The sequence below is a fragment of the Octadecabacter antarcticus 307 genome (assembly GCF_000155675.2).
Lineage (GTDB): Bacteria > Pseudomonadota > Alphaproteobacteria > Rhodobacterales > Rhodobacteraceae > Octadecabacter > Octadecabacter antarcticus.
Genome location: NC_020911.1, coordinates 196,473 through 217,106, shown reverse-complemented (window position 1 = coordinate 217,106; position 20,634 = coordinate 196,473). Strand labels below are relative to the sequence as shown.

The window sequence follows — 20,634 nt, the reverse complement described above, 5'->3', positions numbered from 1 at the left end:
GCCGACCACATGACCAACTACCTCGATTTTGAAAAGCCGCTGGCCGAGATTGAAGGCAAAGCTGCCGAATTGCGCGCGCTGGGCCGTGCGAACGAGGAAATGGACATCGAGTCCGAGGCAAAGGCGCTTGATAAAAAGGCGGCAGATTTGTTGGTGAGCCTTTACGGTGATCTGACGCCATGGCGCAAATGTCAGATCGCGCGCCACGCCGATCGTCCCCATTGCAAAGACTACATCGAGGCACTGTTCACGCAATACACGCCACTGGCGGGGGATCGCAATTTTGCCGATGACCATGCTGTCATGGGTGGTTTGGCGCGGCTTGACGGGCGGCCCATAATGGTCATTGGCCATGAAAAGGGCAACGACACCAAATCACGGATCGAACGTAATTTTGGCATGGCGCGCCCCGAGGGCTACCGCAAGGCGATTCGTCTGATGGATATGGCTGACCGGTTCGGCCTGCCCGTTGTGACGTTGGTCGACACGCCCGGTGCCTATCCCGGTAAAGGCGCAGAAGAACGCGGCCAATCCGAAGCGATTGCGCGATCCACGCAGAAATGTCTGCAACTGAAAGTGCCGCTGGTCAGCGTTATCATCGGCGAAGGCGGATCAGGCGGGGCGGTGGCGTTTGCCACGGCCAACCGCGTCGCGATGCTGCAACATTCGGTTTATTCGGTGATTTCACCTGAGGGCTGCGCGTCAATCCTGTGGAAAGACGCAGAAAAGATGCGCGAAGCGGCAGAAGCACTGCGTTTGACGGCGCAAAACCTGCGCGAACTGGGTGTCTGTGACATGATCATCGACGAACCTGTGGGCGGTGCGCATCGCCACAAGAAAGCGGCGATCACCGGCGTTGGCGCTGCGATCAATGCCATGCTGACAGACATGGACGCCATGAGCCCAGATGAGTTGCGCCAAGCGCGGCGTCAGAAATACCTCGACCTTGGTGCAAAAGGTCTGGCTGCTTGATCCGCCTCGCGCTCGCTTTGACCATGGCGGCGCAAACGGCGGCCGCAGGCGGGTTGATGGAGCGCACGGTGACGTTTGGCGCATTGGCGTATGACGATGTCGCAGCACCGATGTTTGTGGGTGAACGCCATCCGGCGGTGGTCACGAACAGCATCGAATACGGGCTAGGGCCGGAAGGCGTGCAAAATGGCTGGGACGTTGTGCCTGCTATAATAGACATTCGCGATCAACAGATCATCATAACCTACCCCGAAACTGTGGGCGGCAGGTTTCCAGCACCGGAATTCAACGGCTATGTGCTGGATTTCCTGACCGATTGCGTGCTGTTCAATGGCGCAGGTCAGGATTTGGAAAACTCAACGGTGGTTTTGGCCAGCGATGCGATTTTTGTTGAGGGATCAAAGCTGTACGTCGATATGTCGGGCCTCGACTTTGGGCCGAAGACGTTCATTGTGGTGAATGTGGACGTGGCGGATTGCCCGCTGAGTTAGGGGTCAACATCGTCCACGACCAGAATACCGGAAACGCCAGTGTCTTGAGCCGTCAAAGCGATACGCAGCCCTTCAAAGCGCGCGGCATCTGACGAGTGCCACGCCAAAGCAGTCGGCATCGGACCGATTTCCCCTTCCAAAAACACTAGGTCGTTGTCATCCGCAATCGTCTCATCAATCCAGGCCACCAAGTCTAGGGTGTCAAAATCGAACCCGACTGATCCAGCACTGTTAAGACTATAGTCCACTTTGCAAACACGAACGGCGGAGTCACCATCGACGTTGTTGACCCATTGCGCAACAAATCTGCCGTCAAACAGGATCTTGTGACCGCCATCACTGAATTGATCAGATAAGAACGCGCGTTCGTAAACGCCGGCAGATCGGCCCATCTCCTCGAACGGGGTCGCTCCGGTTTTGACATACGGCAAACAGTGATCTGAAAGAACCGACATAAGACGATCCTCATCACTGACATGACGCCATGCATTGAAACCGAATATCACCACTGCCGCGATGCCTGCACCTGTTAGAAGTCCATAAACCTTGGCTACCACATCTTCGCCTTTGCGTTTTCTGCATAGCCATCGTCGTAGGTTTGGGCGTCAAATTCTGCCTGCTGTTCTTTCAGCAATTGGCCGGCTGTCGGCAAATCAAGCACTGGATCGCCCGTCCACAATTCAGATCGCATGATTGCCTTGGCACATTGAAAATACGCCTCGCCTATGGTTATGACGATCACGGATTTCGGGTGCTTGCCCGATTGTGCAAACGCACCTGTGACGTCAGGGCCATCCGCCAACACTGCCGTGCCATTCACGCGGATCACATTGGCCGATCCAGTCACCATGAACATCAAACTCACCCGTCCGTCACGCACGATGTTGCGCAAACTGTCGATGCGGTTGTTACCGCGCCAATCAGGAAGCCAAAGTGTTTTATCATCCACGACGCGCACCACCGGCCCGACGTCACCACGCGGGCTGCCATCGCTGCCCTCAGATCCAACAGTTGTCAGAACGCAGAACCGCGCGGCTTTGATCCATGTCACGTAATGTGGCGTAAGCCGCGTCACGACCTTGGTCAACGACGCTGGCACTGCCGCATCATAAAGCGCCTCAAGTGCTGCAATGTCGTCGATCGTTTTCATTCTTCAATCGCGGTAAATCCCGCCTCCCGCATCAGCTCGTTCGAACGGGTTTCGATCACGTCTTCGAGCTTGGCCGTGAAGGCAGTCATCTCCATTCCGGCGGGGATGCGCGGCAAAAATTCAATCACTGCAGTCCCTTGTGCGCGATAGATACCGCGCTTTGGCCAGAACACCCCGACGTTGGCGGCGACAGGAACGCAGTCTTGGCCAAGCTCAGTATACAAGATGCCAGCGCCGACTTTGTACTTTGCCTTAACCCCCGGCGCGATACGGGTGCCTTGGGGATAGATGATCAACTGGCCGGGCAAAGCGCGGCCCGCGGCGACGTCCGCGACCATCTTTTTGATCGCCATCCCACGTCTACCGCGTTCGACAGGAATGCAGCCAACGCGTAGGCCAAACTGACCCAAAACTGGCGCATACATCAGAATCCTTTTCATGATGAATTTACCCGTGGGCAAGGCACCGTAGATCATAATCACGTCGAGGAAGGATTGGTGTTTGCCCGCAACAAGAACTTCGTCGCTTGGCGGGGTGCCGCGAACTTCGCATTTCAGGCCAATCATCCAGCCAGCGGCCCACTGGACCCACCAACAATAAAACCGACAGGCAAAGATGGCAGCGCGCCGCGAACAGATAACGGGGATGAAAAATACCACACCAACGACGGCCATAGCAAAATACATATGGCCCACGAAAATCAGGGACCGGACCCATTGGATGGCGTATGTCATGACTGCTCCTTCAGGGTGCGTAGCGCGGCTTGTCGTGTGGCGGCGAAAGCCACAAGACCCGCTAGAACGGGGATAACCAGTGGCCACAACCAATGCCAGCCTTGAAAGCCCAATCCGGTTAGGAACCCACCCACAGCATCCGCGCGGGGCAGTAGCAGTATCGCAAGGCTCCCCAAAAGCGTGCCTGATGCTGCACCCAAAAGGGCGCGCAGGGTGAACCTGCGCACAAAAGCGCGGGCAATATAGATATCGCGCGCGCCAACAAGGCGCATCACGCGGATAACTTGGGCATTGGCCGCAAGCGCTGCATTGGCCGCAAGCGTGATCATCGCCGCAGTGGTTCCAGCGATCAGGACCATCGACACAATCCCAAGCAGGCGCAGACGCGACGCGGCCTCAACCAGCGGTTCGCGCCAACGGGTATGATCATCAAGCACTGCACCGGGCACTTCGGCCTGAAGGCGGGCGCGAAGACCCGTGGCATCATAGCCATCCACGTTTTCGATAATCTCAATAAGCTGGGGGATTGGCAGGCTTTCGACAGGCAGGTCCGGCCCGAACCACGGTGCCAGCAATGCACGTTGTTCATCCGCGCTAAGCGGTCGTGCCTCTGCCACACCGGGCGTGGATTGCAGAACCGTCAGCGCGGCGCGGGTCTGCGCATCCATCTGGTCTTGTGGCGCGGAAATCCGCAGCGTCGATGTCTTTGCCAGTTCTGCCGACCAGCGATCCGCCAACCGCCCTGTCGCAAGGGACAGCGCCAAGGCAAAAACCGCCAAAAATGCCATCGAAGCCGCCGACAAAACCGTCAGCCTTGCGGTGAATCCAGTCGGCGGAACGGCACGATCAGCCTGCGGATCACCTGCAAGAAATTCCAAAAGCCGGTTCAGGATGTCCATCATAAATCCGCACCCGCCAGTTGCAGGCGGCGATCCTTTAGCCGCAACACCCGTGCTGAAACCTGCGCCTTGGCCGCGCGAATGAAGCTGATATCATGGGTCGCGATCAACACCGTTTTGCCCATCTTATTGAGTTCGACCAGCAGCGACAGCAAACGCTGTGACATCTCCCAATCGACGTTGCCGGTGGGTTCATCCGCCAAAATCACTTCTGGGGACATGATGACTGCACGGGCCAGTGCTGCGCGCTGGCGTTCACCGCCCGAAAGCTGCGGCGGGAATTGTGCAGCTTGTTGGCTTAGCCCGACCCAACCAAGCAAATCTGTTAGGTCAGCGGAAGATACGGTGCGCCCGGACACGGTCAGCGGCAACGCAATGTTTTCGGCCAATGTCAGATGATCGAGGAACTGACAGTCCTGATGCACAATACCGATACGGCGCCGCGCCTGCGCCACGGCGTCGCGATCTAACGTACGCGCATCCTGACCAAACAGACGCGCCTGACCACTTGTCGCGACCAACTCGCCATAACACAGCTTCAACAGCGTGGTTTTACCCGCGCCGGATGGTCCTGTCAGAAAATGAAATGACCCGGCGGCAAGCTGCAAGTTCAGCCCAGAAAACAGTTCTGATCTGCCATAATTATAGGCCACATTGTCCAGCTCAATCACGGTTGCCCCCGTTTGTTGGAATGGTTTTGGCGCAAAGCCGCGCCACATGCAATCTGCGCTTATGACACAGGTCTTGCAAAACCTTTGCGCTCGAGCGTCAGGAACGGTAGGATTCCATAAATAACGCGGGCAGAACGCTCGTTTGAGGCAGAGGAACCAGGTTATGCGGCTGATATGCCCAAATTGCGGTGCGCAATATGAGGTCGCGGATGATGTCATTCCGACAGGTGGGCGTGATGTTCAGTGTTCCAATTGTAGCCATACGTGGTTCGAACAACCCGGCGCATCCGTTGCGGCCGAATTGGGCACAGCGACCGAGACACCGCCAGCGCCGACCGCTGAGCCAGTCCCTCAGCCCGATCCAGTTGCCGAGCCCGTTCCAGATCCTGAGCCAACGCGCAAAGCGCCCGAACCGCGTGAAATGGATGCCGAAGTCGCCGATATCCTGCGCCAAGAAGCAGAATATGAACAAGCGGCCCGCGAAGCCGACACTAACACGATAGAAACGCAGCCCGATCTGGACTTGTCACATGATCCAGAAGAGGACTACCGCAGCCGCCAAGCCCGCGAGCGTTTGGCCCGTCTGCGCGGCGAACCCGAAACCGGCGCAGCCGCAGTGGGGGCAGCCTTGGCGCAAGATACCGTTGCGCCGCGCCGCGAGTTATTGCCCAACATCGAAGAGATCAATTCGACCCTGCGCCCTGACGCCAATGCGAACGCAACCGTAAATGATGATACCGATACTGCGCATCCTCGTGGCGGATTTAAACGCGGGTTCATGTATGTCGTGCTTGTCGCACTCATTGCGCTAGCGATCTATGTTTTTGCGCCGCAAATCAGCACGGCAGTGCCACAATTCGAACCGTATTTGACGTCTTATGTGGGGTGGGTCGACGGATTGCGCATTTTGCTGGATCAGCAGATTCAAGGATTGATTGAGGTGCCTATAGAGGCTGCAGTCGAACCTAACCCCGAAGGCTAAACCCTAAAAACGTTCCAGCAGACGCCGCAGATAATCGAGTTCGACTTGAGGGCGCTCTTGATCGGCGGAACGGTTGCGCAATTCTTGCAACAGTTCTTCCGCACGGCGGTTAATTTCGTCCTGTAGCATCGATTCTTCGGACCCGAATTGACCCGTGTTGCCCATCTGACGACCGAGCGGATCGCGCCGTTCGGGTTCTGCGCGGCCTTCTGCATTGCCCGTTTGGGTGCCTTGGCCTTCTTCCAACTCATCCATCTGGTTTTCAGCCAAAGCCTGCCCCAGATTGCGCAATCCGTCACGCAGTGCGTCCATCGCCTCGGCTTGTTGATCAATCGCTTCGGCCAAATCGCCGCTCCGCAAAGCATCCTCAGCGCCGTCCATCGCACCCTCAGCACGTTCTAGAGATTGTTCTGCATTATCAGCCGCCTCACCGGACAAACCGGGCAGACCGTTGCGCAACTGGTTTAGACCATCGCGCAGCGCTTGTTGGCGTTCGGCCAGACTTTGTGGCCCACCGCTGCCTTCGCCGCCCTGCCCGTTGCCATCGGTCAGACCACCTTGTGTGTTATCGCCTTGGCCTTGACCTTGGCCCTGTTGTTGTCCGTCTTGGCCCTGACCTTCTTCACCGTCTTGGCCTTGCTGTCCTGGTTGTTGCCCTTGCTGTTGACCGTCTTGCTGGCCTTGGTTGAACTGGTCCTGCAAATCGCGGAACGCTTCGTCGGTCAGGTCTTGTTGATCGCGCAGGGTCTCAGCCAAGTCTTCCATGGATTGCTGGCCGAGCGTTTGCGGGCCGCCATCGCCGCCTTCCCCTTCGGTGACGCGCAGATTTTCCATCAGCTCGTTCAACTGCTCCATCAACTCCATGGCTTCGGCCATCCGGCCTTCTTCCATGAGTTCCTGAATACGGTCCATCATTGCCTGCAGTTCGTCTTGGCTGATGTTGTTACTTTCTTGGTTATTGTCAGGCTGATCCGTGCCGTTTGGATTGGGTTCTGCATTTTGTGCGAGCATTTGCATATAATCGTTCATCGCCTCACGCAGTTCCTGCATCAGTTCAGCGATTTCTTCGTCGGACGCACCATTGCGCATGGCTTCTTCGAGGCGTTCCTGCGCGCGTTCCAGACGGGCGCGCGCATCGGCAAGTGATCCTTCTTCGAGCTGCACAGCCAATTCCCAGAGCGCCTGCACGACTTCCGCCTGCACATCATCGCTTAGGCCCGTGGTTTCCATGTTTTCGAGCCGGCGAATGATAAAGCGCAGACGCAGATAGGTCGTCTCATCGGGAAACAATTCGTCAGGGCGGTTCGAAACGGCGCGCAGAACCTGTGCGACGCGGGGTGCATTGGCCTTGGCCCACAAAATATCGCGGCGCTGTTCTATGACGGCCCGCGCAATGGGTTGGAAAAATCGCCGTCCGGGGAGTGTGAGTTGTTCAGCTTTGCTGAATCCAACCTGCCCAAGCGCGTCTTCGACTTGCAGTGTCATCATGACAGGCATGTTCGCCCACGGATGTTCACTGAAATCATCAATCAGCAGTTCTTCGAAGTCTGCGCGGTCGCCGGAAAACGGCATCGGCAGATCAATCACGATGGCGTCCCGCGCGTCCGCGTCAATCGCCAGCCCGTGGCGGCGCGACAACACCGCCGCGTTCAGGTCAAACGTCGCCGTACCCGCGACGACACCGTAATCGTCTGTCGCGGAAAACGGCTGGGACATCTCACCTTGCGCGTCTGCTTCGAGTGGTCCGGTCAATTCGACCGTTGGTGGATTGTCTTCGAGCAGCAGGAATTTCCACGTCTGGCCGCCCTCACCGACAATCGACAATTCGCCTTCTTGTGTAACTTCAAAACCCTGCTGTTGATCTGTGGCGGCGCCTAGGTCTTCGGTGCGACCGGACACAGTTTCCGACACGCTAAGCGCCCCGACATCGCCGTAAAGCCGCAGTGTGATAAACGATCCCTGTGCCACCTGCACACGATTGGCGATGATATCGGCAAGGTAAAGCGTCGGTTTTTGGGTGTAAGCGGGCGGTTCGATCCAGCCTTCCCAGACAGGCCCAGTCGCCAGGATGCCACCCCCCGCTGCAGCATCTGCCACCGACCCAACACGCCAGATCGATCCGAACAGCAGCGCCAAGACCATGACCAGAACAGCAATGTAGCGTATCCCGAATGGGTCTTTTGACGAGACGCGCAGATCCGGCCCAACCGTCCGCACATCACGGGTCTTTTGCTGCATGCGGGTAAGGTGCGCGTTCCAGACGGCTTCGGATGCTGCATCACCTGCGCCAATTGCTTGCACGTCATTCAGCGCCGCAATCGGGCGCCCGGGGAGCCGCGCATCGACACGGGCAGTGGCCTCGGCCACGCTCGGCCATGCCATCCGGCGAATGCTGCGATACAGCGTCCAAAGCAGCACAATGAGCGAAACCACACCGTAACCCCACACGACCTCAAGCGGCAGGAAATCCTGCCAGCCCATAATCAGTGGCGCAAGAGCGAAGAACAACACAGTCCAGAACGGCCAAAACGCCTGCGTCACACGCTCCGCAATCAGCCCAATGCGGGTCAGAAAAACAGGCATTTTCAAATGCCGCAGCATGGGTCGGGTTGGGGTCAGCTGGCCTCTCCTGTCAAACTGGATAGCGCAAAACGGCTACATCCATTCAGGTATGGTATCGCGATTGATCATGTCTTCAAAGGTCGGACGTCGGCGGATAACCGCAAATTGATCCCCGTTAACCAGAACCTCGGGTATCAGGGGGCGCGAATTATATTCACTAGACATAACAGCACTGTAGGCGCCCGCAGATCGGAATCCAACGAGCGCTTCTGACTGCAATGTCGGCAACATCCGGCCCTTTGCGAAAGTGTCGCCGCTTTCGCAGATCGGCCCAACGACATCGTAGGGCGTTTGTTCAACGCCTGCGGCAGATTCTATGACGGGCACGATATCATGCCATGCATCATACATCGCGGGGCGGATCAGATCGTTCATCGCGGCGTCCACGATCAGAAATTCGCGGTCTTCACCGGATTTTACATAGATCACTTTTGCCACCAGCAGGCCCGCATTACCTGAAATCAGACGACCCGGTTCAATCTCAATCTCACACCCCAGATGTCCGACTTCTTCTTTGATCAGCGCACCATATTCGATGGGAAGTGGCGGGGCGTTGTTATCGCGCGCATAGGGAATCCCCAAACCACCCCCCAGATCAAGGCGGCTGATGTCATGTCCGTCACTGCGCAGCTGTTCGGTCAACTCAGCCACCTTGCGATACGCCAGACGGAACGGTTCCAATTCGGTCAGCTGTGATCCGATATGAACATCGATGCCAATGATCTTGAGGCCGGGGAGTTTCGCCGCCATCGCGTAAACGTCACGCGCACGGCTGATCGGGATGCCGAATTTGTCTTCTTTTTTGCCCGTCGATATCTTAGCGTGAGTCTTTGCGTCCACATCAGGGTTCACCCGAACAGTAATCGGCGCAATTTTACCGAGCGACATAGCGACCTCTGACAGCACCTCCATCTCGGGTTCGCTTTCGACGTTGAACTGACGAATGCCGCCTACCAACGCGAGGCGCATTTCCTCGCGGGTTTTACCAATGCCGGAAAATACGATTCTATCACCGGATACGCCCGCGGCCTTCGCGCGCAGATATTCGCCGCCCGATACGACATCCATGCCAGCACCCGCATCGCCAAGCAGCTTAAGCACGGCAACATTGGACAGCGATTTTACTGCGAAACAAATCAAATGATCCATACCGGCCAAAGCATCATCAAACAGCTGAAAATGGCGCAGCAATGTCGCCGTCGAATACACATAAAACGGCGTGCCGACCTGCGCTGCAATCTCAGCGATGGTGACGTCTTCGGCCATCAACTGGCCGTCACGATACAAGAAATGATCCATCAGATTCTCAATTTAGCTGCGCTTGGCGTCGGTTTGGCCCATGCGGATAAAAATATAAAGCGGCAAACCACAGCTGACCCCGATGCCGAACGTCGCGGGGATGGCAATCAGGCGGACCCAGTGGCGCGTTTGAAAGGTTTCGACGATCACCCAGACCGTGAGCGCGACAGCTGCAATTGTCAGATCCCAGACCAGCCCGGACGATGCAGCATTGGCGTGCCATGCATCAACCATCGCCATAATGTCCCACGTGTTGGCCTGAAACCACGCAATGAAATACGACATCGGGTGGATCGTGCCCCAGACGGCAAGTGCGGCGAAAATCCAGCGCATCTAAAGGATCAGTCCGACGCTGAAAGTACCGTTTGTCGCCCCAACCCCAGCATTGGTGCTAACGCCGTTCGGCCCGATATTGACACCTGTATCACCAGTCGGGCGAAACGGCGGATCGTTTGCACCGCACGCCGCAACATATGTCAGCGTCAGCAACACAATTACGGATCGGGTCATGACAAATCCTTTTTCCAGCGGGCAATCTGCGCGCGCACGTTTTCCGGCGCTGTGCCCCCGTAAGATGTGCGGCTGCGCACGGAATTGTCCACACCCAGCACGTCAAAGACGGCGTTGGTGATACCCGCGTGTACAGATTGCATGTCTGCGAGGCTCAATTCCGGCAGATCACAGCCCTTTGTTTCGGCCATCGCGACCAATGACCCGGTGATGTGATGTGCATCGCGAAACGGCAGGCCAAGTTCGCGCACCAGCCAATCGGCGAGGTCGGTGGCAGTGGAAAAGCCCATCGCCGCCGCCACCCGCAAATCATTGGGCCGTGCCTTCATATCCGCAATCATTCCAGCCATCGCCGCAAGGCCAAGCATCAGGTGGTCAGCGGCATCAAACGTCGGTTCTTTGTCTTCTTGCATGTCCTTGGAATAGGTCAGCGGCAGACCTTTCATCACGGTCATCAACGCAACATTTGCACCAAAAATCCGTCCGATTTTGGATCGCAGTAATTCCGCCGCATCCGGGTTGCGCTTTTGCGGCATGATGGATGATCCGGTGGACCAACGATCCGACATCGTCACAAACCGGAACTGCGCAGACGACCAGATGACCAGTTCTTCGGCCAAACGCGACAGATGCATGGCACAGATCGACGCGGCACCAAGAAATTCGAGCGCAAAGTCACGGGCTGCCACTGCGTCGAGCGAATTGGCCATCGGGCGATCGAACCCCAACGCCGTAGCTGTGGCATGGCGATCAAGCGGGAAAGACGTGCCAGCCAGCGCCGCAGCCCCCAGCGGGCTTTCGTTCATCCGTTTGCGTGCATCAGCGAACCGCGCACGGTCACGGGCAAACATTTCAACATAGGCCATCATGTGATGGCCCCATGTGACGGGCTGGGCGACTTGCAGGTGGGTAAAACCGGGCATGACCCAATCAGCGCCGTCTTCTGCCTGACCGATCAGCGATGTCATCAACGCGACAAGCGCACCATCCACTGCATCGCATTGATCGCGGACCCAAAGACGGAAATCAACGGCGACCTGATCATTGCGCGACCGACCCGTGTGCAACCGCCCCGCAGGTTCGCCCACGATTTCTTTCAGGCGCGCTTCGACGTTCATGTGGATATCTTCAAGTTCAACGCGCCACGGGAACGTACCGCCCTCGATCTCTGACAACACCGTGAGCAGGCCTTCCCTGATCGCCGTTGCATCGCTATCGGTTATGATACCTTGTGCCGCCAACATGGCCGCATGCGCGCGGGAGCCTTCTATGTCTTGTTTCGCCAATCGACGATCAAACCCGATAGATGCGTTGATCGCTTCCATGATCGCGTCCGGACCTGCGGCAAAGCGCCCACCCCACATTGCATTTGAGGATTTTTCAGGGGATTTATCGTCTGCCATGACACTTGTCTCCAACGCTAGGATTGCCCGATGAAAAAAGAACTGATTTTCGCAGCCGCCACAGTCATCGGTATTGCCGCAGGGCTATACTTTGCCTTGGACGATAGCGAAAGCCCTACGGTTGTTCAGCGCGATTTCACATTGCTTCAGGAATTGCGCGTCGGTGACATGATGAAGCTGCAATTTGGTGCAGATCGCGGTTCAGACGTGGTTTTCAAACACGAAGACGGGTCTGATCTGACGCTGGCAGCGTTTGAAGGTCAGTACGTGGTTTTGAATTTCTGGGCGACGTGGTGCGCGCCATGTCGCAAGGAAATGCCGCACCTTTCGGAACTTCAGGACGAATTTGGGGGCGAGGGTCTAGAGGTCGTGACGGTTGCAACAGGCACCAACCAACGCCCAGCGATGGAACGGTTCTTTGAGGAAATTGGCGTCGATAATTTGCCAATGCACACCGATGCCAACAGTGCGCTCGCGCGCGATATGGGTGTGATCGGCCTGCCAGTCACGTTGATTATGGACCCTCAGGGTCTAGAAATTGCGCGGTTGATTGGTGATGCAGATTGGGCGAGCGACAATGCTAAGGCGATTTTGACGACGCTGCTGGCGGAATAATCAGCCCGCGTTCTGCTGACGCTCGATATATGCACGCATTTCTTCAGCTTCTTGTCGTGCAACACGCAAACCATCCATCGCGGCGCGCAATTCGGCCTCAGTCTGGCTTAGCTGATTGGTGATTTCGGCTTCGCGTTTCTGCAAATAGGTGATCGCCTGATCGCGGGTTTCTTCGGCTTCGTGCAGCGACTGGGCCATGCGGTCCAATTCACCAACTTCGGATTTGGACACGCGGGTGAAACGGTTGATCAGCCAGCTTGCAAACCAGCCCAAACAAAAGGCCACAAACAGGATAATCGCGGTGGCGACAATGAATTCGGTTCTGTTCATTCGTTTAGGTCCTCCGGTGCGGCGGTATCTTCCACCGCGGCCGCTTCAAGCGCGGCCTCTGCTTCGATCTGGTCTAAACCAGTAAGTTCTTCGGTACTTTCTGGCACGATCAAGCTAAATTCGATCCGTCTGTTTGCCTCACGGCCATCGGCGGTTTCATTGTCAGCAATCGGGTCAGCTTCGCCGTAACCTACTGACCGGAAACTTGCCACCGGAACACGCCGAACGCGCAAACCCTCAAGAACCGCATCGGCCCGCTGCTGGCTCAGGCGTTGGTTGCCGTCTTCAGACCCTTGGCTGTCCGTATATCCCGCGATCTCGATCCGCAAATCGGCGCAGCGTTGGAGAATTTCTTTGATGTCATCCAAAATCGCCGCGCCCGCGCCTGCAATCGTCGCAGAGCTGGGTTCAAACCTGATCTTACGGGATTCAGTCACGTTCATGATCTGGCCCAGACATTCTTCCGTGGTGGGCAGGGCGGCAATCGGGTCCAGTTCTTCTACGTAAGTGACGCTGACCTCGAATTCCTCAGCCTCGCCCAACTTTTCGATCAGTAAACGTATGATTTCCCCGCTCGCAGCAGGTGAGCCGGTATTGCCACGCACAACAATATCGGCAGGTTCAACAACCACAGAGCCGTTCGACAGCTGCGACAACGCCGCAATTCCTGCCAGCACACGAATGGACCAATTGCTGGGCAGTCCATCCACAACCCGCGTCGCCATGGAAATATCAGCCGATCCGAATTTCGCCCGCGCGAAATTTTCCGCCGTGGAATTCAGCAGTTCGGTCGACATGCGGCCGCGCAACTGCACCAATCCTTCGGGGCTCAGCGTTGCGATGAACTGTGGCGGGCCTTCGTTGCTTTGCGTTGGCGTCGCAGGCAAAATCGCTTCAAGCGCAAAAATTTCTGGCAGCGCGTTCTCAAGTTCGCCGGCGACCCGATCAAAGTTGCCTTCGACTGCACCCGTGCGGGCCACCAAAATGATATCGGCGTCAGAGAGCGTAACGGTACCGCCGCCCAAGTCATCCAGTGCCGCAATCGACATCGTTACCGCGTCAGCCCAGCGCGTTGTGGGGGCGCCCAGCGCCACCATACATCCGATCTGGCCTTCAACCCCTGCTGCCTGCGCCGCTGCAACAATACGCGATTCAGCAGCCGCGGTATCAGCCACACAGCTATCAAACCGTCGGCCATTTTCGTCAATTATGAAGCGCGTCACGAATGGCGACACAACAGGACGCGGGGCCGATATATTTAGGGTGATGAGCAGATCGTCGGGACTGGCGCGACGCAGGCTGATTTCCAACTGGGCCTTTTGTTCCCGCGAGTCTGAAATCGCTTCAACTGCGACCCGCCCTGCCCGTACTGATATTTTGGATCGCGGCAATTGGCGCAACGCACGAACCGCAAATGCGACTGCGCCGTCCCACCCGTCCGGAACGTCGTAATCTGCTGTTGTAAGGAAATCGGCGAAGTTACTGTTTTCACCCGCCATGTCTGTCAGCGTTTCAGTAAGGTCGTCGCGGTCAGACAATGCAGGGATCAGACCAATTATCGAAATGCCACTGTCATTGCGCAAAATCTCCAACGAGAATTCGGGTGCAACGATGCCAGCACTGTCTTCAACCGTCATATTGTCGATCACGCGGCTTGCGTCGACCATGCCGCCTGCAGTTGAAATGGCGCGAAACCGCATTGCTTCGCTCGGTGCTTCGCCTTCAAGGATCACTTGCAAACCGTCGCCTAGAACAGATGCAAACGCGTGGCCCTGTTCTTCCAATGCAACGCCGACGGTTTCAACCGATCGGGTTTCCACGGTTGTGACCACAGCGCGCGCCGCGAAACCGCAGACGATTGCCGCAAGGCAAAACGCAGCAAGTCGAATAAAAAGGGCAGAGAGGCGCATTGCGGCGTCCTTGATCGGTTGTAGACCTGTCCTTAGGCGGTTGTGGGCGCGGGTTCAATCAAACGAACAACGCAACGGCGAAAAATGGCAAGGGGATGAGGCCAGCATCGCGGTTGGATCGGAACAGCCGCAACAATTTGGTGCCGTCTTCTGCGTCAAATCCACGTTGCTGCCATGCAAGGTGCCAGCCCATTGCCCATGGCCCACCAAGGGCGACAACCAGCGCCAAAACATTGGCGTTAATCCCCGCAAGAATCACGGCCAGCCCCAACAGGCAGACCGTCGCAACCATGAAATACCGCAACCAAAGTGGCGTCGCATCTCCAAACAAGCGCGCCGTAGATTTCACCCCGATCAGCGCGTCGTCTTCTACGTCCTGATGCGCATAGATCGTGTCGTAAAACAGCGTCCATGCAATCCCCGCGACGTAAAGCACGACCGCAGGCCAGCCCAACGTGCCCGTGTGCGCAGTCCATGCCAGCAAAGCGCCCCAATTAAACGCCAGACCCAGAAACACCTGCGGCCACCAGGTAAACCGTTTCGCGAACGGATAAATCGCGACGGGCAGCAACGCGAGAACCCCCAGAAGGACAGCATTGGAATTGAACGTCAGCAAGATTAGCAGCGCCAGAAACGATTGCAGCGCCATCCACACCAGCGCCTTTCGCACACCAACCTGACCCGACGGGATTGGGCGGTTCGCCGTTCGTTCGACTGATCCGTCAATGTCGCGGTCGGTAATGTCGTTCCACGTGCACCCCGCCCCACGCATCAAGAACGCACCGATGGCGCAACCGATCGCAATCCACAAATCAAACAGGCTGGCGCGTCCCGTATGTAACATCGCCAAGGCCAAGCTCCACCAGCAGGGCAACAACAAAAGCCACGTTCCTATGGGACGATCCGCACGGGAAAGTCGTAAAAAAGGTCGCGCGCGCAGGGGCGCAAAACGATCAACCCAGTTTCCTGTCACCGCATCAGCAATTTCAACCTCTGGCGTCTGGTTGGCGTCGGTCATATGTTCATCCCATGGCACGAATTAGAATGTATGTAGACCACCCTTTGGGCCCGCAAGAAAGGGTCGCTCTGTCGCGAGAACAGGCGCATTACCTTTTTGGGGTCATGCGGTTGGACGTGGGCGCGGATGTGTCGCTGTTCAATGGGCGTGACGGGGAGTGGCGCGCGCTGGTCGCGGCTGCATCCAAAAAGAGCGGCGTGTTGGACTGCGTCGTTCAAACCAAGCCGCTGCAAATGCCCCCCGACCTATGGCTGGTCTTCGCCCCCATCAAGAAAGACCGCACATCCTTTATCGTCGAAAAGGCGGCCGAACTTGGGGCGGCGCGGATCGTACCGCTGCAAACGGAATACACTCAATCCGCCAATCGCGTGCGCCAAGACAGGTTGCAAGCCCACGCACTTGAGGCGGCTGAGCAATGCGGTGGAACCTATGTGCCAGAGGTCGCAGAGCTACAAAAGTTCGCCAAAATGCTCGACACGTGGAATCCAACGCGGCGGATCTTGTTTTGTGACGAAGCGATGGTGGACAAACCGTTAATTCTGCCGACCAACGCAGGACCATGGGCAATCCTGATCGGCCCCGAAGGTGGATTCTCAGACAAAGAACGTGACCGCCTGAACAGTATGCTGTGCGCGCACGCTATCAGCCTTGGACCACGTATTTTGCGCGCAGATACGGCGGCTGTCGCGGCAATGACGCTTTGGCAACAGGCGATGGGGGACTGGACGTGAGTTTCGTTCAGATCGGCGCGGTCTACACGCCACCCGCCCAGCGCGGCAAAGGTCACGCGCGGCGCGCGCCGTTGTTCGCCAGCAACCCACCTGCAATCGCCGCCTACAAAGCGGTCGAGCTTACACAAATCGGCGACTGGGTTCTTGCTATTTTCAAAACCCCACAGGTGGCGCCATGAAAAAATCTGTCATCAGACCCGAAATCCGCGAAGGACTATGGCGGTGGCGCGAAGTTATCGCAGCACTTGCGCTCGCTCTGATTGGACTGTGGTGGGCATTTGTGTCGTTCGGGATCGTGCAATGGCTTGGCTGGGGAATGACGGCACTGGGCGCAGGCCTCGCAATCGCCGCCGCGCAAAAGGTTCGTTTTCGCCCTGAAGGTGACGGCCCCGGCGTCGTGACATTGGATGAACGGCGTGTCACCTACCTTGGCCCGTTGGACGGCGGGGTGGCCGATCTTGATCTGATGGTGCAGCTCGATATTACGCCAGCACCCGCTTGGCGGTTAATCAATGGCGGTGGGCAGCACCTCGACATCCCAACAAATGCTGTTGGGGTTGAGGTACTGTTTGATGTGTTTGCCGCCCTACCCGGTATCAAAACCGAATATATGCTATCCTTGCTCAACAGCCCGCGCCCTGCAAAAATGACCGTCTGGATGGCCCCCGATCATAAGCCATACACGCAGTTGCATTGACACCCCTCCTAACCTCAGCCACGTCTTAAATTTACCCTCGCAAACGGAGCGTTTCCCATGTCCATTCCACAAACCGGCGGCGGTCCGATTGAACATCACGACCAGCTTGCGCAATATCTGGCGGACGGGTGTAAGCCGAAGGCAGATTGGCGCATTGGCACCGAGCATGAAAAATTTGGCTATTGCAAAGACACGCACAAACCGCTGCCATTTTCCGGTGAACGGTCCATCGAAGCGGTTCTAGGCGGCCTGCGTGACCATTATGGCTGGGCCCCTGTGACGGAGGACGGCTTTCTGATTGGTTTGGAAAAAGACGGCGCGAACGTGTCGTTGGAACCTGGCGGCGCGTTGGAATTGTCCGGCGCACCTGTGGAAACGATCCACCAGACCTGCGACGAAGTGAACGTTCACCTCGCCGAAGTGAAATCTGTCGCTGACAAAATTGGCGTTGGGTTTATCGGCCTTGGCGCGGCCCCCGAATGGTCCCACGACGAAGTCGGCTTAATGCCTAAAGGCCGCTACAAGCTGATGGATTCCTACATGGACAAGGTCGGCACGTCGGGCAAAATGATGATGCGGCGAACATGTACCGTGCAGGTGAACCTCGATTTTTCATCCGAACCCGACATGATCCAGAAGATGCGCGTTGCAATTGCTTTGCAGCCCGTGGCGACCGCGTTGTTTGCCAATTCACCGTTCTTTGATGGCAAAGTGAATGGCCACAAAAGCTGGCGCGCCCGCATTTGGCGCCATTTGGACGATGCACGCACCGGCATGTTGCCGTTCGTGTTTGAAGATGGGTTCGGGTTCGAACGCTACGTCGAATACATGCTCGATGTGCCGATGTATTTCGTCTACCGCGATGGTAAATATGTTGACGCGCTTGGCCAGTCGTTCCGCGATTTCCTGAAAGGCAAACTGCCTGCATTGCCCGGTGAAACGCCAACGCTTTCGGATTGGGCCGATCATCTGACAACCGCCTTCCCAGAAGCACGACTAAAACGGTTCATCGAAATGCGCGGGGCCGATGGTGGCCCGTGGCGTCGCCTGTGTGCGCTGCCTGCGTTCTGGGTTGGTCTAACTTACGACCAAGAGGCTTTGGACGCCGCCTATGACCTGTGCAAAGACTGGGACACAGACACCCGCGAACAATGGCGTGTCGCTGCATCTGTTGATGGATTGCAAGCCAAGGTAGGTGGCCAATCCATGCATGACATCGCGCGTGAATGTGTCAAGATCGCGGAACTGGGTCTGAAAAACCGCGCCATGCCAGGTGCGGGCGGACTGGTGCCAGATGAAACCCATTTTCTAAATGCGCTGAAAGACAGCATCGAGACGGGCAAAACCCCTGCGGATGAACTGTTGGATCAATACAAAGGCGCATGGAACGGCGACTTGAGCAAAATTTACCGTGATTTTAGCTACTAGATTGGAACCAGCGCGGCGACGAACCTGCGAACCTTGGTTTCTGACATTTCACACGGTCTGAGTAGATCGCCCGCGCCAAGGTGATATAGGTTGAGACTGATGTAGTCGGATCCATCAAGCGCCTCTGCCACGAGCTTTTCACCCTTGCCACCCGATACTAAACTGCGTGTTACCGTCCAATTCTTGCCCTGTGCCAGCCCGCGAAACGTGCCAAGCGGCAGCGTCACAAGTTTGGCCGCAAAGGTCATTTCTTGCCGATCTTGCTTTCGGTTCCGGCAACCAAGCGGCGGACATTGTCTGCGTGCCGCCAAAAGATCAGCGCGGTCAGCAACGCGCACAGGATGAATATTTGTGGCACGCCCAAGGCAAGCGCCCAGACCATCGCGGACGCCGCAGCGGCCAAGGCTGCGAGCGACGAGAACCGAAACACCAGCGCCGTCACCAACCACGTCAAACACGCCGCAATGCCGATAGGCCAAGCCAGCGCATAAAGCAGGCCAAGGAACGTCGCGACACCCTTGCCACCGCGAAATTCCAGCCAGACCGGAAAACAATGCCCGACCATCACCGCGAAGGCCGCGAATTGGGCCGCGTCAGGGGCTGCATACGCACGCGCCAGCAAAACCACGACTGCACCTTTGCCGCCATCCAGCAGCAACGTTAAAGCGGCCGCTTTTTTGGACCCCGTGCGCAACACATTCGTCGCGCCGATATTGCCTGACCCGATGTCGCGCAAATTACCCAAGCCCATGACGCGGGCGAGGATCAGGCCAAACGGGATCGACCCTATTACGTAGGCAATTGCGACCCAGAGCAGCAGTGTCGATGCGGAACTAATGATATCAGGCATTGGCCAACCCTTTGGTTTTGTTCACACCACCCACGTAGGTGGCAATGACTTTGCCCTGTAAAATGGCCCCGTCAAACGGTGTGTTTTTAGATTTCGAAAGCAGTGCAAATCGATCCAGTCTGTAGCTCGCATCCGGATCAAACAGAACCAGATCAGCAGGCGCGCCAACCGACAACCGCCCACATGCCAGCCCTAGACGGTTCGCCGGATTTAGCGCCAAGGCGCGGAACAAATGTGGCAAGTCCATGTGGCCAGCGTGGACAAGGCGCAATGCCGCCGGAAGCAGGGTTTCCAACGCCACAGCCCCACTTGCGGCTTCTTCATAGGGCAGGCGTTTGGATTCTTCGTCTTGTGGGGTGTGCATGGAACAGATGATATCGATTAGTCCTGACGCCACAGCCTCGACCCCGGCCAAACGATCATCCTCAGCGCGCAGCGGCGGCTTGAGCTTAAAGAATGTGCGGTAATCGGCGACGTCCAATTCGTTCAGCGTCAGGTGATGGATGCCCACCCCCGCCGTGATGTCCAGCCCATTGGCCTTGGCGCGTTCCAGTGCCGGCAGCGCGCGCGCCGTGGTGATCTGGTCAACATGATAGGCCGCCCCCGTCATTTCCAGCAGCGCGATATCGCGGTCCAGCCCCATGCGTTCCGCCATCGGCGACACGCCAGAAAGCCCACGCAAGGTCGCAAATTTACCCGATGTGACCGACCCACCTGCCGACAATCCCGGTTCCTGCACATGGCCAATAACCAATGCGCCCAAAGAATGTGCATAGGTCAGAACGCGGGAAAATATCTTGGTGTTTGTGACGACACGATCACAATCGGTGAATGCCACAGCACCTGCGTCAAGCAGAAACCCAATCTCTGTCATCTCGCGCCCATTGCGGCCCTTTGTCAGGGCGGCCATGGGCAACACATTCACCGCCGCATCAATCGACGCGCGACGTTCGACAAATTCCAGCGTTTCAGGGGTGTCAATGGCAGGGTCGGTGTCGGGGCGCGTCACAATGGTCGTGATGCCACCCGCCACGGCAGCACGACCGGCGGACGCGAAACTTTCCTTATGCCGTTCACCGGGTTCGGATACCTTAACGCCAATATCGACAATTCCGGGTGCGAGGCATTTTCCACCGCAATCAATGACCTCATCCACATCAATCGCGTCAGAAATCAGCCCGTCGACGACGAACAAATCCCCAAACGTATCAGTTCCTGTTTCGGGATCAATCAAGCGGGCGTTCTTAAAATGTAATCTCATGACATCCCTTTTGACTGTCGCTGCGGGGCGCGTAAACTGTTTTAGGCGGCGCGATTGGCAT

General features: G+C 57.0%; 24 protein-coding genes. 8 read left to right on the top strand and 16 right to left on the bottom strand.

What is annotated here, in order from left to right; genetic code table 11:
• Positions 1–9: 9 nt before the first annotated feature.
• Together OAN307_RS01135 and OAN307_RS01130 are read left to right on the top strand one after the other, a co-directional pair.
• Positions 10–972, top strand: coding sequence for an acetyl-CoA carboxylase carboxyltransferase subunit alpha (locus OAN307_RS01135; RefSeq protein ID WP_015498049.1), 963 nt, complete (start codon positions 10–12; stop codon positions 970–972).
• On the top strand, positions 969–1,463 hold the full coding sequence (locus tag OAN307_RS01130) for a hypothetical protein (RefSeq protein WP_015498048.1): 495 nt from the start codon (positions 969–971) through the stop codon (positions 1,461–1,463). Before OAN307_RS01135 ends, OAN307_RS01130 begins: the two co-directional genes overlap by 4 nt.
• Here the strand turns inward: OAN307_RS01130 and OAN307_RS01125 are convergent.
• Genes OAN307_RS01125 through OAN307_RS01105 form a run of 5 tightly spaced genes read right to left on the bottom strand, consistent with a single transcriptional unit; the run spans position 1,460 to position 4,917 of the window.
• Positions 1,460–2,020, bottom strand: coding sequence for a hypothetical protein (locus tag OAN307_RS01125; protein WP_015498047.1), 561 nt, complete (start codon positions 2,018–2,020; stop codon positions 1,460–1,462). The two genes, OAN307_RS01130 and OAN307_RS01125, sit on opposite strands and share 4 nt — an antisense overlap.
• A complete protein-coding gene (locus OAN307_RS01120) occupies positions 2,014–2,613 on the bottom strand; it encodes a pyridoxamine 5'-phosphate oxidase family protein (RefSeq protein ID WP_015498046.1) in 600 nt (199 codons plus the stop codon). The genes OAN307_RS01125 and OAN307_RS01120 overlap by 7 nt, the downstream gene beginning before the upstream one ends.
• Positions 2,610–3,347, bottom strand: a complete 738-nt coding sequence (locus OAN307_RS01115) for a lysophospholipid acyltransferase family protein (protein WP_015498045.1) — start codon at positions 3,345–3,347, stop codon at positions 2,610–2,612. Before OAN307_RS01115 ends, OAN307_RS01120 begins: the two co-directional genes overlap by 4 nt.
• The gene (locus OAN307_RS01110) at positions 3,344–4,249 is read right to left on the bottom strand and encodes a cell division protein FtsX (protein ID WP_015498044.1); all 906 of its coding nucleotides are present in this window, start codon (positions 4,247–4,249) and stop codon (positions 3,344–3,346) included. The genes OAN307_RS01115 and OAN307_RS01110 overlap by 4 nt, the downstream gene beginning before the upstream one ends.
• On the bottom strand, positions 4,246–4,917 hold the full coding sequence (locus OAN307_RS01105; RefSeq protein WP_015498043.1) for a cell division ATP-binding protein FtsE: 672 nt from the start codon (positions 4,915–4,917) through the stop codon (positions 4,246–4,248). Before OAN307_RS01105 ends, OAN307_RS01110 begins: the two co-directional genes overlap by 4 nt.
• A gap of 163 nt (positions 4,918–5,080) precedes the next feature.
• Between OAN307_RS01105 and OAN307_RS01100 the strand changes: the two genes are divergently transcribed.
• A complete protein-coding gene (locus OAN307_RS01100; protein ID WP_015498042.1) occupies positions 5,081–5,899 on the top strand; it encodes a zinc-ribbon domain-containing protein in 819 nt (272 codons plus the stop codon).
• 3 nt (positions 5,900–5,902) lie between these two features.
• On the opposite strand, the gene OAN307_RS01095 is transcribed toward OAN307_RS01100, so the two are convergent.
• The 5 genes from OAN307_RS01095 to argH all read right to left on the bottom strand — a co-directional run bounded on the left by OAN307_RS01095 (position 5,903) and on the right by argH (position 11,733).
• Positions 5,903–8,482, bottom strand: coding sequence for a TIGR02302 family protein (locus tag OAN307_RS01095; protein WP_015498041.1), 2,580 nt, complete (start codon positions 8,480–8,482; stop codon positions 5,903–5,905).
• Between the two features lie 72 nt (positions 8,483–8,554).
• Positions 8,555–9,820, bottom strand: coding sequence for a diaminopimelate decarboxylase (gene lysA, locus OAN307_RS01090; protein WP_015498040.1), 1,266 nt, complete (start codon positions 9,818–9,820; stop codon positions 8,555–8,557).
• A gap of 12 nt (positions 9,821–9,832) precedes the next feature.
• Entirely contained in the window at positions 9,833–10,153 is a 321-nt protein-coding gene (locus OAN307_RS01085; protein ID WP_044042993.1) for a DUF2834 domain-containing protein, read from the bottom strand.
• Positions 10,154–10,330: a hypothetical protein gene (locus OAN307_RS28705; protein ID WP_187292533.1), complete on the bottom strand. Its 177-nt coding sequence runs from the start codon at positions 10,328–10,330 to the stop codon at positions 10,154–10,156.
• Complete coding sequence (gene argH / locus OAN307_RS01080) at positions 10,327–11,733, bottom strand: argininosuccinate lyase (RefSeq protein WP_015498039.1); 1,407 nt, start codon at positions 11,731–11,733, stop codon at positions 10,327–10,329. The genes OAN307_RS28705 and argH overlap by 4 nt, the downstream gene beginning before the upstream one ends.
• Positions 11,734–11,763: 30 nt before the next feature.
• Between argH and OAN307_RS01075 the strand changes: the two genes are divergently transcribed.
• Positions 11,764–12,348 (top strand): TlpA disulfide reductase family protein, encoded by a 585-nt coding sequence (locus OAN307_RS01075; protein ID WP_015498038.1) that lies wholly within the window; start codon positions 11,764–11,766, stop codon positions 12,346–12,348.
• Here OAN307_RS01075 and OAN307_RS01070 read toward each other — a convergent pair whose 3' ends face one another.
• Genes OAN307_RS01070 through ubiA form a run of 3 tightly spaced genes read right to left on the bottom strand, consistent with a single transcriptional unit; the run spans position 12,349 to position 15,606 of the window.
• Entirely contained in the window at positions 12,349–12,678 is a 330-nt protein-coding gene (locus tag OAN307_RS01070) for a hypothetical protein (protein WP_015498037.1), read from the bottom strand. It lies immediately after the preceding gene.
• Entirely contained in the window at positions 12,675–14,588 is a 1,914-nt protein-coding gene (locus OAN307_RS01065; RefSeq protein ID WP_015498036.1) for an OmpA family protein, read from the bottom strand. The genes OAN307_RS01070 and OAN307_RS01065 overlap by 4 nt, the downstream gene beginning before the upstream one ends.
• Positions 14,589–14,646: 58 nt before the next feature.
• Positions 14,647–15,606 (bottom strand): 4-hydroxybenzoate octaprenyltransferase, encoded by a 960-nt coding sequence (gene ubiA / locus OAN307_RS01060; RefSeq protein ID WP_015498035.1) that lies wholly within the window; start codon positions 15,604–15,606, stop codon positions 14,647–14,649.
• 11 nt (positions 15,607–15,617) lie between these two features.
• Between ubiA and OAN307_RS01055 the strand changes: the two genes are divergently transcribed.
• Genes OAN307_RS01055 through OAN307_RS01040 form a run of 4 tightly spaced genes read left to right on the top strand, consistent with a single transcriptional unit; the run spans position 15,618 to position 18,462 of the window.
• Positions 15,618–16,337 carry a 16S rRNA (uracil(1498)-N(3))-methyltransferase gene (locus OAN307_RS01055; protein ID WP_044042990.1) on the top strand — a complete coding sequence of 240 codons (720 nt, stop codon included), beginning with the start codon at positions 15,618–15,620 and terminating at the stop codon, positions 16,335–16,337.
• A complete protein-coding gene (locus OAN307_RS01050) occupies positions 16,334–16,516 on the top strand; it encodes a GNAT family N-acetyltransferase (protein WP_044042988.1) in 183 nt (60 codons plus the stop codon). The genes OAN307_RS01055 and OAN307_RS01050 overlap by 4 nt, the downstream gene beginning before the upstream one ends.
• On the top strand, positions 16,513–17,034 hold the full coding sequence (locus OAN307_RS01045) for a hypothetical protein (RefSeq protein WP_015498033.1): 522 nt from the start codon (positions 16,513–16,515) through the stop codon (positions 17,032–17,034). Before OAN307_RS01050 ends, OAN307_RS01045 begins: the two co-directional genes overlap by 4 nt.
• Positions 17,035–17,091: 57 nt before the next feature.
• Positions 17,092–18,462: a glutamate--cysteine ligase gene (locus tag OAN307_RS01040; protein WP_015498032.1), complete on the top strand. Its 1,371-nt coding sequence runs from the start codon at positions 17,092–17,094 to the stop codon at positions 18,460–18,462.
• Here the strand turns inward: OAN307_RS01040 and OAN307_RS01035 are convergent.
• Genes OAN307_RS01035 through pyrC form a run of 3 tightly spaced genes read right to left on the bottom strand, consistent with a single transcriptional unit; the run spans position 18,459 to position 20,573 of the window.
• Entirely contained in the window at positions 18,459–18,710 is a 252-nt protein-coding gene (locus OAN307_RS01035; RefSeq protein ID WP_015498031.1) for a hypothetical protein, read from the bottom strand. The genes OAN307_RS01040 and OAN307_RS01035 overlap by 4 nt on opposite strands.
• Entirely contained in the window at positions 18,707–19,312 is a 606-nt protein-coding gene (gene plsY, locus OAN307_RS01030) for a glycerol-3-phosphate 1-O-acyltransferase PlsY (RefSeq protein WP_015498030.1), read from the bottom strand. The genes OAN307_RS01035 and plsY overlap by 4 nt, the downstream gene beginning before the upstream one ends.
• Positions 19,305–20,573 carry a dihydroorotase gene (gene pyrC / locus OAN307_RS01025; RefSeq protein WP_015498029.1) on the bottom strand — a complete coding sequence of 423 codons (1,269 nt, stop codon included), beginning with the start codon at positions 20,571–20,573 and terminating at the stop codon, positions 19,305–19,307. The genes plsY and pyrC overlap by 8 nt, the downstream gene beginning before the upstream one ends.
• Between the last annotated feature and the right edge of the window lie 61 nt (positions 20,574–20,634).